17 protein-coding genes are annotated in these 15,720 nt (G+C 43.9%); 11 read left to right on the top strand and 6 right to left on the bottom strand.

The features are described from left to right. The first annotated feature begins 259 nt into the window (after positions 1-259). From AB6735_RS17805 to AB6735_RS17760, 10 genes are all read left to right on the top strand, one after another. A complete protein-coding gene (locus tag AB6735_RS17805) occupies positions 260-706 on the top strand; it encodes a nuclear transport factor 2 family protein (protein WP_370997157.1) in 447 nt (148 codons plus the stop codon). 75 nt (positions 707-781) lie between these two features. Further along, on the top strand, positions 782-1,684 hold the full coding sequence (locus AB6735_RS17800; RefSeq protein WP_370997156.1) for a helix-turn-helix domain-containing protein: 903 nt from the start codon (positions 782-784) through the stop codon (positions 1,682-1,684). Positions 1,685-2,020: 336 nt separating this feature from the next. Next, positions 2,021-3,028 (top strand): aldo/keto reductase, encoded by a 1,008-nt coding sequence (locus AB6735_RS17795; protein ID WP_370997155.1) that lies wholly within the window; start codon positions 2,021-2,023, stop codon positions 3,026-3,028. Beyond that, positions 3,028-3,996 carry a zinc-dependent alcohol dehydrogenase family protein gene (locus AB6735_RS17790; protein ID WP_370997154.1) on the top strand — a complete coding sequence of 323 codons (969 nt, stop codon included), beginning with the start codon at positions 3,028-3,030 and terminating at the stop codon, positions 3,994-3,996. The genes AB6735_RS17795 and AB6735_RS17790 overlap by 1 nt, the downstream gene beginning before the upstream one ends. 351 nt (positions 3,997-4,347) lie before the next feature. Continuing rightward, positions 4,348-5,019 carry an N-acyl homoserine lactonase family protein gene (locus AB6735_RS17785; protein ID WP_370997153.1) on the top strand — a complete coding sequence of 224 codons (672 nt, stop codon included), beginning with the start codon at positions 4,348-4,350 and terminating at the stop codon, positions 5,017-5,019. A 194-nt stretch (positions 5,020-5,213) separates the two neighbouring features. After that, positions 5,214-5,618, top strand: coding sequence for a tautomerase family protein (locus AB6735_RS17780; RefSeq protein WP_370997152.1), 405 nt, complete (start codon positions 5,214-5,216; stop codon positions 5,616-5,618). A gap of 145 nt (positions 5,619-5,763) precedes the next feature. Next, complete coding sequence (locus AB6735_RS17775; RefSeq protein WP_370997151.1) at positions 5,764-6,363, top strand: hypothetical protein; 600 nt, start codon at positions 5,764-5,766, stop codon at positions 6,361-6,363. Positions 6,364-6,494: 131 nt separating this feature from the next. After that, positions 6,495-6,983 (top strand): OsmC family protein, encoded by a 489-nt coding sequence (locus AB6735_RS17770; RefSeq protein WP_370997150.1) that lies wholly within the window; start codon positions 6,495-6,497, stop codon positions 6,981-6,983. A 3-nt stretch (positions 6,984-6,986) separates the two neighbouring features. Beyond that, on the top strand, positions 6,987-7,355 hold the full coding sequence (locus AB6735_RS17765) for a hypothetical protein (protein ID WP_370997149.1): 369 nt from the start codon (positions 6,987-6,989) through the stop codon (positions 7,353-7,355). A gap of 8 nt (positions 7,356-7,363) precedes the next feature. Next, complete coding sequence (locus AB6735_RS17760) at positions 7,364-7,672, top strand: isochorismate lyase (protein ID WP_370997148.1); 309 nt, start codon at positions 7,364-7,366, stop codon at positions 7,670-7,672. A gap of 73 nt (positions 7,673-7,745) precedes the next feature. On the opposite strand, the gene AB6735_RS17755 is transcribed toward AB6735_RS17760, so the two are convergent. Together AB6735_RS17755 and AB6735_RS17750 are read right to left on the bottom strand one after the other, a co-directional pair. Then, positions 7,746-8,288 carry a DUF4199 domain-containing protein gene (locus AB6735_RS17755; protein ID WP_370997147.1) on the bottom strand — a complete coding sequence of 181 codons (543 nt, stop codon included), beginning with the start codon at positions 8,286-8,288 and terminating at the stop codon, positions 7,746-7,748. A 117-nt stretch (positions 8,289-8,405) separates the two neighbouring features. Continuing rightward, positions 8,406-8,879 carry a response regulator transcription factor gene (locus tag AB6735_RS17750; protein ID WP_370997146.1) on the bottom strand — a complete coding sequence of 158 codons (474 nt, stop codon included), beginning with the start codon at positions 8,877-8,879 and terminating at the stop codon, positions 8,406-8,408. A 230-nt stretch (positions 8,880-9,109) separates the two neighbouring features. Here AB6735_RS17750 and AB6735_RS17745 point away from each other — a divergent pair, with 230 nt between their 5' ends. Further along, entirely contained in the window at positions 9,110-9,295 is a 186-nt protein-coding gene (locus tag AB6735_RS17745; RefSeq protein ID WP_370997145.1) for a CsbD family protein, read from the top strand. A 38-nt stretch (positions 9,296-9,333) separates the two neighbouring features. Here AB6735_RS17745 and AB6735_RS17740 read toward each other — a convergent pair whose 3' ends face one another. The 4 genes from AB6735_RS17740 to secA all read right to left on the bottom strand — a co-directional run bounded on the left by AB6735_RS17740 (position 9,334) and on the right by secA (position 15,575). Next, entirely contained in the window at positions 9,334-10,260 is a 927-nt protein-coding gene (locus AB6735_RS17740; RefSeq protein ID WP_370997144.1) for a hypothetical protein, read from the bottom strand. Between the two features lie 204 nt (positions 10,261-10,464). Continuing rightward, the gene (locus AB6735_RS17735) at positions 10,465-11,649 is read right to left on the bottom strand and encodes a M20 family metallopeptidase (RefSeq protein WP_370997143.1); all 1,185 of its coding nucleotides are present in this window, start codon (positions 11,647-11,649) and stop codon (positions 10,465-10,467) included. Beyond that, positions 11,642-12,103: an SPOR domain-containing protein gene (locus AB6735_RS17730; protein ID WP_370997142.1), complete on the bottom strand. Its 462-nt coding sequence runs from the start codon at positions 12,101-12,103 to the stop codon at positions 11,642-11,644. Before AB6735_RS17730 ends, AB6735_RS17735 begins: the two co-directional genes overlap by 8 nt. Before the next feature lie 163 nt (positions 12,104-12,266). Beyond that, positions 12,267-15,575: a preprotein translocase subunit SecA gene (secA, locus tag AB6735_RS17725; RefSeq protein WP_370997141.1), complete on the bottom strand. Its 3,309-nt coding sequence runs from the start codon at positions 15,573-15,575 to the stop codon at positions 12,267-12,269. Positions 15,576-15,720 lie beyond the last annotated feature (145 nt).

Genomic DNA, 15,720 nt, shown 5'->3' with positions numbered 1-15,720 from the left:
TAAAAATGGGTGTTATTTGGAGAAGTGTTGCGTATATTTGTTTATTCGCATGGATGGCTTTCGCTTATTTCTATCTAATTCCACGAAGAGTTAAAAAGCAACGTGCCGGGCGAGCAACTATTACCGAAAAACTACAAACTATTAACGATCAGCTAACTCAAACCAGATACCTGGAATGATGTACGGCCGATATTGATAAATTATTAATTTATTAGGTTTAAGTTTGAAACAAATTCAATATTTTAACATCTAAAGGGGTATGGAAGGCAATAAAATAATACAAGCAATTACAAATTTGTTCAATAGCGTTGATGCCCGTGACTGGCAATCAGTGCACAACGTAATGGCGGAAACTGTTTTGTACGACTATACTTCAATGGTGGGCGGTGAACCTTCTGTACAAACGCCTCAGGAAATTACAGATCTCTGGTCGCATTTTATGCCGGGTTTTGATTCCACCCATCATCAGATCTCGGAGTTCAGAGTAAAACTGCACGGCAACCAGGCCGATGCGGATTATGTGGGCAAGGCCGACCATTTTTTGGATGATGACGTATGGACAGTTTCCGGATCGTACCATACCAAACTGGAAAAGCAAAACGGCGTTTGGCTCATCACTCATCTTCAATTGAACTACGATAAGCAAAGCGGCAACACGGGCTTGCCTCAACGGGCCAAAGAGCGGTTAGCCAAGCTGCAATCTTAATGTAAAGATTTATGGTGATGACCGCATATTCATTTCGGTCATCTTCCCGGTTATTTGAATTTCATAACTTTGATCATGCAGCCTACTGAAACAATCGAAGAATTTTATGAAGGTCATCCTGCCATGAAGATGAAACTTCCGGGCGATAACCAACGTGGTGCCGGGCACTTTAATGTGCACCCACGTGGCGAGATCTGTCATAACCTCACCAGTTACCATCGTCGCGATTTTTATAAGATATCGCTGAGCATTGGCGGCGGCACTTTGTATTATGCCGATAAGGGTATCACCTTTGATAAATGCGCCCTGGTGTTTTCGAACCCAACCATACCCTATTCCTGGGAAGCTGCCCCTGTTGAACAAACCGGTTATTTTTGTCTCTTTACCGAGGATTTTATCAGCAGCAACAACCGCAGCGAAAGTTTTATTGATTCGCCTTTGTTTAAGGTGGGTGGCAGCCCGGTCTATTTTGTTAATGATGAACAGGCGAAGATCATCAGCGATATATTTGGTAAAATGCTGGATGAGATCGATAGCGACTACATATATAAGTACGATCTGCTGCGTAATTATGTAAACCTTATTGTGCACGAGGCGCTTAAGTTAAAACCCGCAGACACTTTTTTTAAACACAGTAACGCTTCATCGCGCATAGCCAATTTATTTATGGAGTTGCTGGAGCGCCAGTTCCCTATTGATTCGCCCAATTACGCGTTAAAACTGCGCACCGCTGCCGATTATGCCAATCGTTTATCAGTACATGTAAACCACCTTAACCGGGCCGTGAAAGAGATCACCGGCAAAACTACCAGCACGCATATTGCCGAACGTATTGCAAAAGAAGCCAAGGCCTTGCTGCGGTACACCGACTGGAACGTGTCCGACATTGCCTATAGCCTGGGCTTTGAATACCCGGCCTATTTTAATAACTTCTTTAAAAAACAAACCGCGCTCAATCCAAAAGCCTACCGCGTTTAATTGTTTGAAAGCCTCACCCTGCCAAAGGTAGTAGAATAAAACAGGGGGTGTCACCCTGAGTTATAAAATCCGCTGGATTCTGAAGGTGAAATGACGGATCTGGCGCTGATGCCAGACTTACAAAGTTTCAAAAACTTCGTAAGTCTTTACCCAATTTACTAAACACGTCATGGGTAGCTCCGTCGAAGGGTAGAGCGCAGAGGCCCGCCCACCATGCTTCGACGGGCAGCATGACATCCTTTTCCAATTGTTTGAATTTTATAGGTTTTGGTTTGATAAGTATAAACGGCACGATCCGTGCGTACTATATATTTGTACTATCAAAACAGAAACACTATGGAATACAGAAATTTAGGAAACACCAATGAGAAACTATCGGCTATTGGCCTGGGTTGCATGGGCATGAGCTTTGCCTATGGCCCTGTGGATAATGAAGAATCAATAGCTACCCTTAACCTGGCGCTCGACCTGGGTATTAACTTTTGGGATACCGCCGATATGTACGCCGCTGGTAAAAACGAAGAGCTGATATCAAAAGTATTGAAAACCAACCGCGACAAAGTATTCATCGCTACTAAATTCGGTTTTCGGTATCGTGATCCTGATGCGCCCTACGCCGGCAGCGGAAATTCAAATATTTATTTCGACGGATCTCCCGCGCATATCAAAAACGCGGTAGAGGGTAGCCTGAAACGTTTAGGCATCGATACCATCGACCTTTACTACGCCCACCGCATTGATCCTAACGTGCCCGTTGAGGAAATGGTTGGCGCTATGGCCGAGCTGGTTAAAGCAGGGAAAGTGCGTTACCTGGGCTTGTCAGAAGCATCCGCCGCCAGCATCCGTAAAGCACACGCTGTTCACCCGATAGCCGCCCTCCAAAGCGAATACTCTTTACTGAGCCGCGATGTGGAAGGTGATATCCTGTCTACCCTGCGCGAATTGAATATTTCACTGGTACCTTACAGTCCGCTGGCCCGTGGCCTGGTCACCAATACAGTAAGCAAGGACGAATTAGCTGCTGATGATTTCCGCAGGCTGCTGCCCCGCTTTAGTGATGATAACTGGGATAATAATCAAAAACTGGCTTATGCCTTTGCCGAGATTGCCCAACAAAAAAACGCTACCCCGGCGCAATTGGCTTTAGCCTGGGTATTGGCTCAAGGCGATGATATTATACCTATTCCTGGTACCAAAAAACGCAAATACCTGCAGGAAAATGCCGGAGCTGTTGATGTAAAATTATCCGCCGCCGATTTGCAGGAAATAAGCGACCTGCTATTAAAATACCCCGATACCGGCGGCCGTTATAACGAAGCCTCTTTAAAACTGACTAACCTGTAATGAAAGCTCTCTATTTTGAAAAAATGGGTGATCCTCAAAGCGTGCTGTTATTAAAACAGTTTGATAAACCCACACCCCAGGCAAATCAGGTAATTGTAAAACTACTGGGCAGCCCTATAAACCCTTCAGATTTTTTCTTCATCGGGGGTAGTTACCGGATTAAGCCCGAGTTACCGCAAATAGCGGGACTGGAAGGGGCCGGCATTATTGAAAGTACAGGCCCAGGTGTCAATCTGCCGGTCGGCACCCTGGTATCCTTTTTCAGCAGGAATGCATGGGCCGAATATGTGGCACTGTCAAAGGATGATGTACTGGTGTTGCCTAATGATTTTCCGGTAGATAAAGCGAGTCAGTTTGCGCTGAACCCGATTACCGCCTGGGGTTTACTGGAGAGGGCCGATCTGAAGGCCGGCGACTGGCTATTGATTACCGCGGGTAATTCTGTCGTATCAAAACTGATTATACAAATAGCCAAAATACGTGGCATTAAGGTGATAGCTACTGTAAGGGATGATAAAAACACAGCTACCCTAACATCCTATGGCGCCCATGTGATCAATGTAAATAAAGATAACTTGATTGAATATGTTCAGCAAATAACTGAAGGCAAAGGCGCTCGTGTGGCTTTGGACGCGGTTGGCGGCCAAACCGGCAGCGATGTTTTAAAATGCTTGCAATCCGGCGGACGGTTAATCATTTACAGCCGCTTAAGCCCCGATCCGATACAGCTTTACAGTGCCGATGTGCTATATAAAAATATCTCCATCAACGGATTTGGCATCAGGGCATACCTGGAGAGTAAAACTGCCGAACAAAAGGCCGGTATTATAAATTCGCTGGTAACTATTATTGGTGATCCTGAATTTAAAATGGAAGTTGCCGCAAGCTTTCCGCTTGATAATTACCAGGAGGCCATCAAAACCGCCGTTGAAGCAAAAAAAGAAGGAAAAGTGCTGCTTAAATTTTAAACATATTAATTAAAAAAACTTGTCAAAATAAATTCCGCAGACTCATCGCTTTCATAGTCGACTCACCGGTCTACGCTTCGCTCGACCACCCTCTCTGCGACGAGTCGCAAAGATGGTAAAAAGCTTTTCCAGACCCTCTTTACCGCTTGCGGTTGAGAGGGTGGTCGAGCGAAGCAACGACCGGGTGAGTATTCGCCATCATACTGGCTTTGGCAGATATTATTTTGAAAATTACATTAACCATATGCTTAGCAAAGATCTTGTAGTAATAAATTATACATTATCCCGGCAGGCCATGGGATACTTAAGGAATTTTTCTTCAATACCGATCTGGGGGCCGATAACCCTCAGATGATCCATTCGCCGCTTTGTATTTATTTACTGGATACCAGCGATGGACCAATTTTGATAGATACAGGCTTTGCCGAAGTTTTCCTGAACAATCCCGATTTTTACAAGGGCACCCCGCTTGATGGAGCCCTGTATATGTATATGGAGGAGGAACACCGCCTCCCCAATCTGCTTAAACGTGCCGATTTGCAACCGGAAGACATCAAACTGGTAATAGCTACACATTTTCACAGCGACCATTCTGGTGGGAACCCTTATTTCGTTAAGACGCGGACACCCATTTTGGTACAGCAAAACGAGCTGGCCATTTTAGATGATGAAAATTATTCACCACCGGCATGTCGCATTAAGAATATGAACTACCAGGTAATTGATGGCGATTATCAGCTTTGCGATAACATCCGGTTGATATCAACGCCGGGCCACTCACCTGGTCATCAGTCAGTACTGATCAATACGGTAAGTTCCGGTTATGTGCTACTTTGTATTGATACGGCCTTAACAGAGGCTAACTTCAGAAATAACGTTCCTTATGCCGCCGCCGATCCGGAACTGGCAGCCGCTTCATTAAAAAAGATACAAACCATCGCCGCTGAGTATAACGCATTTCCCATTTTTGGACATGATGAAAAGCAGGCCAAAACCATCAAGGTATATCCCGGGTTCTATTGACCAGAACCAGGATTATCGATAAAATTTATACGTTTAAACAAGCAAAATAGACGTACCACTACATTGCCACAGGTAAATAATAACCATGATAATTACCGTGTTAAATCAATAAGTTTTTGTCATTAAGAAGTAACAAAATGCTAAAAAATTTATCTAAACTAAGTTAGTATAATATTTATCCATAATTTAGTTTTATGCCTTTTGTACGAATAAGCTTGTTGAAAACATTGGCTGCTGATGCCAGGGATAAAATATCCAGGGCGGTACATGAATCATTAATGGCTGAATTTAATGTGCCCCCGGATGATTATTTTCATGTTATTGAAGAACTGGAGGCCCCGCAACTATACTATCCAAAAAGCTATCTTGGTATAACACACAGCGGCAATATGGTGTACGTGCAGATAACGGCAGGCTCAGGCCGCACTTATCAGCAAAAAGAAAAACTATATGCCTCCATTGCCGGTAAAATAGCAGCCCAAACCCCAGTGCTGATCAACGATGTGATCATTACCCTGGTAGAAAATGGCGGCAAAGAAAACTGGTCGTTCGGTGAAGGTAAAATTCAAAACCTGAGCCATATAAAAACTGCAGAGTAAAACTATCCCGTATAATAACGGTCGCCATCGCTCAGCCGTCGTTTTTATACAATTTATTACAATAAAACACCTGTAGTTTTGTAAAGAACGGATAGTTTGTTTATTGTATCACCTGGCAATTATCCTGCGTAATAAACTTAAGGTTATGACAAAAGAACCACAAATTTTACCAAGAATAGCGGTCCGCAGTATTGGCGGAGGGTTATTACTTATGGCGCTTTTTACCATGATGTGGGCGGGTATAGCACAGGGTGGCCTGCAACAGCACGACCACTATGCCGTGTTGATCCTTTTTTCTATTTTCAGTGTCATATTTGTGATATACGGCATCACGGTGTTAATAACTGCGCAAAGATTCCCCAAATTTACCAGCGACAGCGATGCTGCTAAAGGTAAAATGATGACTACCCGGTTCGGGATCATTTTTGGTATTGAAGGGACAGCCATACCCATTGTTTCGGTGATATTGCTTATATTAGGGTACCGGGAGTTTACTTTACCCGCCATCGCCCTGATTGTTGGTTTGCACTTTTACCCTATGGCAAAGGTGTTCAACAGAAAATTTGACTATTATTTGGCCACCTGGACCTGCCTTGCTGCTATAAGTGCCATCATCATGATGGCCGGTCACTATTATACACAGGCACTTACTTTAACTATTATGGGTATTGGGGTGGCTATGGCCACTTCTGCTTATGGCTTTTACATGCTGGTTAACGGATACAATTTAATTAAAAAACAATAGCAGGAAACGGGTTTGAGACCTGCTAACCCTACTTTATATTACATCTATGAAACCATCATGAGCTACCGCTCACACCGGAATGAATAATCGGCTCATGATAGCTTCATTGCCATTAAAAAACAAATTATCTAATGAAAAATCATCATTATCAAACAACCGTAACCTGGACCGGTAATACAGGTTGCGGAACAAAAGATTACCGGGCTTATGAACGATGCCATGAGATCAACATTGATGGTAAAGAGTGCATCTTAGGTTCATCAGACCCGGATTTTCGCGGCGACAGATCAAAGCACAGTCCCGAGGATCTGCTGGTTGCCGCGGTTTCTTCCTGCCACATGCTGTGGTATCTGCATTTGTGCACTACAGCAGGTATTGTGGTAACCGCTTATGAAGACAACGCCGAGGGTGTAATGCTTGAAAACACAAACGGAAGCGGTTGTTTTACGGTGATCTTGTTAAGGCCGGTGATTACCATTACCGATGGAGCGATGATTGACAAAGCCAATGAACTGCACAAGGAGGCTAATAAAATGTGTTTTATTGCCAACTCCTGCAATTTCCCGATACTGCATGAACCGCGTTACCAGATAGTGGAGGAAGAGGATTTAGCTTTATAAATCATGAGCAAACTAAAAGATAAAGTTGAGGCTTTTAACCGGCTTATTACTACCGATCAGACCATAAAAGCCATGGAGTTATTTTATAGCGATGAGGTGGCGCTTCAGGAAAACGAAGCTGCCGCTACCACCGGGAAACAAAATTGCATAGCCCGAGAAAAATTTCTGCTGGACAAATTTGGTTTGGCATTGGTAATAACCAAACAAGCCATTGATGAGGTGAACCAGGTGGTTTTTAGCGAATATGAAATGACCATTACCAACCGGGAAGATCAAAAACTGATGTATAGAACCGAAATTTCGGTACAGCAATGGGAGAACGGCCTGGTGAAAAAAGAGAAGTTTTATTATAATGAGACTAAGCCGCAATAAACAGAAAAATGAATATCACCAACAACCAACCTGACGAATGCCAGGATATGACCGATATACGGCGGGAAATTGACGCCATAGACCGGCTGGTGATCGCATTGATAGGCCGGCGGTTCAAATATGTGCAGGCGGCAGCAAAATTCAAAAGAAACCCTACCGATGTTGCCTCTCCCGAACGGTTTAAAGCCATGCTTGCAGAAAGAAGGTCATGGGCTCAAGCCGAAGGACTTTGCCCAGACGCGATAGAAAAAATGTACGCCGACCTGGTAAAACATTTTATAGCCGAGGAATTAAAAACCTGGAAGGCCAACCATTAAAGATTTGTTTTTGTAGAGACGCATTATATGCCCCCCTCCCAAAACAAAGCCATCGCAAAAAGACTTAAAATTATTAAACAGTATGTATCCCCACCTCGGTAGCAGGTTTGCGCTTTAAGATCACTGCGGCTATTAAAGCGATAACCAGACCTACGGGTAAAATCTCTATATAGGTGAGTACAATTACCCCCAACGGATTTTTATACATACTGACATAGCCCGCCATTTGTTGTTTTTGTCGGGCTATCTCGGCTTGGCTGGCACCACCGGCTTTTGCTTTGTCAATAACATGAGCCACGTATTTATCCATAAAATCGGGCATAAAACAATAATATGCAACCAACCAGGTGAGCACATATATGGTTGAGCCTATCAGCACAATATAAAGCCCCATTTTTAAAGCCTTCCCAAAGGAGATAGTGCCATTGTTATACTTATCTCTGAAATTTTTTACCGCGACAAAAATAAAGGAAAAGGCTACGATCATGGACGCGTAGCCCATCCACATGCTGCCTTCAAAATTTGGATTATTGTAGTGCCCAACAACTGCAACCATCATCCATCCTGCTGTGATGATTCCCGCGATTGCTCCAAAAACAAGTACATTTTTTTTCATGATGTTTATTTTAATGGTTAACGAGAACAAATTTGGGCGATCACGAACTCATTTTGGTCATACTTTCGGGTGATTTTGAAAAATGTAGTATCATTTCATACCAAAGTATGGGCTTTATTACGGTATAATACACAATCTTTTAGCCATTTCAATAGCCTGCGTGCGGCGCTTTACTTCCATTTTATCAAACAGGTTTGATGAATGCGTTTTAATGGTATTGAGCGATACGAACAAACGCGCCGAGATTTCCTGGTTACTTAAGCCTTCGGCCATCAGCTCCAATACTTCCAGTTCACGCCGGCTCAGGTTAAGGCGTTCCAGTTCACGCAGATTAGGTGAAAAACCAGACACATCATTGATATAAACCGGTTTTTCAACAACTATGGTTTGTACTTTGGGCTTAGTCAGTTTCAGAGCAAGCCAGATACCAAGCAAAGTAAAGAACAGGGCTATGGCGCCTATGTAAACCTCATAAGCATTATTGATAATAATAAAATGAAACTCGAGCCATTTCAATAAAAACAAAAGTACAGCCAGCGCAGCACCATATAGTATAACGCGTTTGTTTTTGGTGAATAGCCTGGATGTCATAGCTATGCTTAATTTATGATTTATCTTAAAAATAAGACATTTTAATAAGATTAAAGATGTTTAGAACTAATAATTAAGGAAAGGATAATGATGATCCTGTTCTCTCCTCGCCTGTGTCTAAACAGGCAATGAGCAGTTCCATATGGCAACCCACAACCCACGGTTTTGATATTGTTAAAAACCTAAATCCATTTCCTGTTGTTATTAAAATACATCTAAATAAAAACATCATGGACAAATTAGAATTAAAGGGTGGTTGGAACGAGTTAAAAGGAAAAATAAAACAAGCCTACGGCGATCTGACAGATGACGACCTGGTACACGAAGAAGGAAAGGACGATGAACTACTGGGAAAACTTCAGCAAAAAACCGGCAAATCACGCGACGAATTGGTGAAGTGGATCAATAGTTTATAAAAACAAAGCAGGCTCCTGAAAACGGAGCCTGCTTTGTTTTATTCCTTTTTATAATCCTTATGCACAATTAAAAAACTGGCACGTTCTTCTTTATGGAATGGGATATTCCAGTTGCCCTGGTAGGTTATTTTGGTCGGCAATAACTCTCCCTCGAAACTATTCAGTTCGATATTCATCTGCACATTAAAATCAACAAACATATTGCTGAATTTCATGTCGATATAGCGGCCCAGGATCTGAAAGGTACGCTCATCAAATATGGTGGTCATTTCCTTAATCATGGTATCCCCATCTGAGGTGCTTGGCTTGCACCGCACCCTGAAACGGTAAACCGGGATAGTATCCAGGTACTTACCCCGCGCAAATTCATAGTAATAATAACCGCGCATATCGCCCGCAAAAATCTCGGTTTTACTGCTGATGAAAGGGATCCCTTTTACCCTCCGTCCCGGTGTAAAAATAAGCGTCTTGAGCTTGTCCTTATACGATTCATTTTTTCCTCCCGAACCCGGCAGGGCATCACCCTTGGTAAAATCAGAGTTATAGGCGTTCATGAAAATATAATCGAACATCTCTACGGTATATAGCTGGTATTTGCCGTTCTTTTTAAACATGTTGCCACTATCTGTTTTGGCCACATATTCTATCCGGTGCTTCCCGGCCGCGTTGCTGTGAATGATCTTTCGGTAGATCTTACCATCTACCTTGTTCTTTTTATCGTAGGTAAAAATGCGGTTCTCGGCGGTAAAACCGTAACGCTTCATATTTTGAAAAGCCTTATAAAAACTGGTATCGGCCAGTACGGCATCAATAAAATCCTGCGCGTTTAATTTGTGCGATTTGATATCAACCAGCGAGTCGATAACAATAGTACGTATAGTATCGGGATTAAAACGCTTGATCTGCTGCGCGAAAGAAGAACTCGAGGTAATGATTAATACCAGCGCTATGATTGTTTTTTTCATCAAGGTATTGATGTTATTTGGCCATAATTGTTATACCATGTCATTGCGAGCGCAGCGTGGCAAGAGCCCCCTCTAAATCTCCCCCAAAGGGGGCGACTTCAAAAAGTATTTTAAAGCCCTCTCCTTTGGAGAGGGTTGGGGTGAGGCTCTTGCTTCGTCGTTCCTCCTCTCGCAATGACATGGCTTTATTGACGTCTCTTTTGATTAATTTCCTAATTGCTTAATAGCCAGATAAGCCATCAGGCCTGTGCTGATCTTAAAGGCGTCCTCTTCCACATCAAAGGTTGGTGTATGCACCGATGAGGTAATGCCACGGCTTTCATTACGGGTACCCAAACGGTAAAAACAGCTGTCGGCTACCTGCGAATAATAGGCAAAATCTTCGGCAGCCATCCAGATGTCCAGATCAAGCACGTTTTCTTTACCCAGGTAATCTTCCGCATGACCACGGGTCGCGGCGGTTAACACTTCTTCGTTGATCAGAAAGGGGTAACCACGCATAATGTTAAAATCGCAGCTACCACCCATGCTTTCGGCAATACCTTCGGCCATCTTTTTCATGCGTTTATGGGCCTCTTCGCGCCATTTTTCGTCCATGGTGCGAAAAGTTCCTTCCAGGTAAACCTCATTCGGGATCACGTTGGTGGCGCCATTGGCAATCACCTTACCAAATGACAATACCGACGGACTTTTAGGATCGGCAAAACGGCTTACTACCTGTTGCAATGCCGTTAATATATGAGCGGTAATAATTACCGGGTCGATGTTTTGTTGCGGCTGCGCTCCGTGCCCTCCTTTACCTTTTACGGTAACATAAAGCTCATCGGTTGATGCCATATATTTGCCTGCGCGGAAACCCACTTTACCCGCATCGATCAATGGCATTACATGCTGCCCTAATACGGCCTGCGGTTTTGGATTTTCCAGCACACCCTCTTTGATCATGAGGCTGGCTCCACCAGGCAGCTTCTCTTCGGCGGGTTGAAATATCAGCTTTACTGTACCGGCGAACTGACTTTTTAGTTCGGTTAATATACGAGCAGTGCCTAATAACGACGAAGTATGCGCATCATGACCGCAGGCATGCATTACGCCAACGTTTTGCGATTTGTAGGGCACATCATTAGCCTCGGTAATCGGCAACGCGTCCATATCGGCACGAAGGGCTACTACCTTATCAGATGGCAAATCGCCTTTGATTAAAGCAACCAAGCCGGTATCAGCCATTTTTTCGTAAGTTAAACCCAGCTCATCTAACTTGCCGGCTACAAAAGCAGATGTTTTTTGTTCGTGAAATGACAGCTCAGGATTGGTATGCAAGTGCCGGCGATTGGCCACTACATCGTTAAATATTTTGTGGGATAATTCCTGTATTTGTTCTTTAATCATTGGTATCCGTTTTGGGTAGATTTATTTTTTCTGAGATGATGAACAGGCTCGAGAAGGAAGCCCGCAATTCCTGCATCAGCTTCTGCGCTTCCAGGCGAGTCCTGAAATCGCCGGCACGAACTTTAAAATTGGGTTCGTTATATATAATGTAGGTGCGCAGCTCCGGGTATTCGCTTTGCAGCCTGGCCTGGGCATTATAAGCATCCTTGCGGTTTGAGCCGCTGAAGATCTGCACCCGGTAACCGTAAGATGAAAAGGCGGCAGGAACGCCGGCGGCATTGCTCATTTCATAACGTTTGGCTATCAGCGTATCCACAAGGGGATCCCTGACAACTTCAACCCTGCCGCGTGTTTGCTGTGCAAAAGCATGGGTTGATGCTATGATCAGAACAAAAAAAATGCAGTATTTGATAAAGGCTGGTTTAGCTTGATGATCAAATACTGCTTTTTTCATTGGTTTGCTCTATTAAAACCGTCATTGCGAGGTACGAAGCAAGAGCCTCACCCAACCCTCTTCAAAGGAGAGGACTTTAAAACACGTTTTTGAAGTCTCCCCCTTTGGGGGAGATTTAGAGGGGGCTCTTGCTTCGTTCCTCGCAATGACGTACTGTATATTCTTAATTCTGCCCTACGCCGTGGCAGTTTTTATATTTTTTGCCGCTTCCGCATGGACAAGGGTCGTTACGGCCGATCTTGTTTTCAACCCTAACCGGGGTGGCTTTCTGCTGCTCGCGGAAATCATCCATTGGTATGCCATTGCTTTCGCTAACCAGCTCGGCTTTGGTGGTTTTCATTTTGCGCAGATCAAGCTTTGGCTCTGGTCTGGCTTCCCTTACCTCATCAGCTTGCTGCTGAACCGGTATACCGCCCCTGAACAGAAAGCTCACGATCTCTTTATTCACATTGGCCAGCATCCCTCTGAATAGTTCAAAAGCTTCAAACTTGTAAACCAACAGTGGATCCTTTTGCTCATAAACCGCGTTCTGTACAGATTGTTTTAACTCGTCCATTTCGCGCAAATGCTCTTTCCAGGCATCATCAATCAGGTACAGGGTTACGTTCTTTTCAAACGATTTAAACACCTCTACCCCATGGTTCTCTACCGCTTTTTTCAATGGCACAGAAACCTGGATGCCGTGGATACCATCGCTAAACGGAACCACTATATTTTCCACATACTGGCCGCGGGTATCAAATACATCTTTCAATACCGGGTAAGCTTGTTGTGCCACCGCTTCTTGTTTACGTTTGTAAAAGTCCATTACCGTTTGGAAAGTCCTGTCGGTAAGGGCAGTGATATTTTTAGACGCGAACTCATCAATGTCCAGCTCAATATCAACTGAGAACAAACGGATCACTTCCAGCGTAAAGCCTTCGTAATTGTTTGCTTCTTTGTATTCGGTCACAATATCTTCAACAACATCAAATATGGTGTTGCTCAAATCAACGTCCAAACGTTCGCCAAACAAGGCATTTTTACGTTTGGTGTAGATCACCGTACGCTGTGAGTTCATCACATCATCGTACTCCAGCAAACGCTTACGAATACCAAAGTTGTTTTCCTCTACCTTTTTCTGTGCACGCTCAATAGATTTGGAGATCATCGAGTGCTGTATTACTTCGCCCTCTTCAATACCCATACGTACCATCAGGTTCGAGATCCGCTCTGACCCGAATAAACGCATCAGGTTATCCTCTAACGATACGAAGAACTGAGACGAACCTGGGTCACCCTGACGACCGGCACGACCACGTAGCTGCCTGTCTACCCGGCGCGACTCATGGCGCTCTGTACCTACAATGGCCAAACCACCCGCATCCTTAACACCGGGACCTAATTTTATATCCGTACCACGACCAGCCATGTTGGTAGCAATGGTAACGGTGCCTGTTTTACCGGCTTCGGCCACAATATCGGCCTCTTTCTGGTGCATCTTGGCGTTCAGTACATTATGTTTAATACCGCGCAGTTTCAGCATACGGCTCAGCAATTCAGAAATTTCAACCGATGTTGTACCTACCAGCACCGGACGACCGGCCTCTGTCAGTTTCACGATCTCATCGGCAACCGCATTATATTTTTCACGAACGGTACGGTAAACCAGATCCTGCCTATCTTCACGACTTGCCGGCGTATTGGTTGGTATCTCTACCACGTCCAGTTTGTATATTTCCCAAAACTCACCTGCTTCGGTAACGGCAGTACCCGTCATACCGCACAATTTGTGGTACATACGGAAATAGTTTTGCAGGGTAATAGTAGCAAATGTTTGTGTCGCGTCCTCTACCTTAACATTCTCTTTTGCCTCGATAGCCTGGTGCAAACCATCAGAGTAACGGCGGCCGTCTAACACACGACCGGTTTGCTCATCCACAATTTTCACCTTGCCTTCGTCAAGGATATACTCTGTATCTTTTTCAAATAAAGTATAAGCTTTCAACAATTGGTTTACCGAGTGGATACGTTCAGATTTGATAGAGAAATCACGCATCAGCTCATCCTTACGGGCAATTTTTTCTTCGGCGCTCAGGCTCGATTTTTCGATCTCGGCAATTTCGGTACCTACGTCAGGCATCACAAAAAAGTGAGGATCTTCGCCCGATGAGGTGATCAATTCGATACCTTTTTCGGCCAGTTCCACCTGGTTATTTTTTTCGTCGATCACAAAGTAAAGCTCCGCGTCAACTTTTGGCATATCCTTACCCTGATCCTGCATGTAGTGATTTTCTACTTTCTGCAAAATCGTCCGGTTACCGCCTTCACTCAAAAACTTAATTAAAGCCTTGCTTTTTGGCAAACCTCTAAAGGCACGCAATAGAGCTAAACCTCCCCCTTCAACATCCGTATTACCTTCATTAATGGCTTTTTTAGCTTCGTTCAATACACCATTCACATAAGCTTTCTGCGCATTAACCAAACGCTCAATACGTGGTTTTAACTCATAAAACTCATGCTCATCACCGCGAGGAATGGGGCCAGATATAATTAAAGGTGTACGGGCATCGTCAATTAATACTGAATCGACCTCATCCACCATGGCATAGTGCAGTTTGCGTTGTACCAGTTCTTCCGGGCTACGTGTCATATTGTCACGCAGGTAGTCAAAACCAAACTCGTTGTTGGTACCAAAAGTAATATCAGCCAGATAAGCTAAACGGCGTTCCTCAGAATTTGGCTCATGTTTATCAATACAATCAACCGATAAACCGTGGAATTCATACAAAGGCCCCATCCACTCGCTGTCACGACGGGCCAGGTAATCATTCACCGTTACGATGTGCACACCCTGACCGGCCAGCGCGTTCAGATAAGCAGGCAGCGTGGCTACCAGTGTTTTACCCTCACCTGTGGCCATTTCTGATATTTTACCCTGGTGCAATACAATACCACCAATAAGCTGTACATCATAGTGTACCATATCCCAGGTAACCTCATTACCGGCAGCAAGCCAGGTATTATGGTGTATAGCCTGGTCGCCTTTAATAATCACGTTGTTCTTGCGTGCGGCAAGCTCACGATCAAACTGGGTGGCAGTAACTTCAATGGTTTTATTACCGGCAAAGCGGCGGGCAGTTTCTTTAACAACCGCGAATGCTTCGGGCAATATATTTAACAATATATCTTCCAGCTCTTTATTGCGGTCTTTTTCCAGCTTATCCAACTGGGTATAAAGCTCCACTTTTTCGCTTACATCCATATCCAGCTCATTCTCGGTACGGTCTTTAATAGCTTGAATCTCGCTATCAATGCCGGAAAGCCCCTGGGCAATGGTTTCTTTAAAATTTATGGTTTTAGCTCTAAGCTCATCATTGCTGATGTTTCCGAGTTTTGCAAATTCAGCCTTAATTTTTTCAACTATAGGCTGTATCGCTTTTACATCCCGTTCTGATTTGCTTCCAAAAAGCTTACTGATAAAATCTAACATATTATTTTGATATGAACACATAAACTCAACAATTGCGCCAAGGCAACTGACAGAGCCATATTGACAGGTAAAGGTACAATTTTAGTTGAAAACCTGGGAAGTTAGTTATGAGTTTTGAGTGAAGAAGGCATTACCAAGTTCAAGA

Origin of the sequence: Mucilaginibacter sp. RCC_168, assembly GCF_041355315.1 — a bacterium.
Classification (GTDB): domain Bacteria; phylum Bacteroidota; class Bacteroidia; order Sphingobacteriales; family Sphingobacteriaceae; genus Mucilaginibacter.
This window is presented reverse-complemented; position numbering and strand designations above follow the sequence as displayed.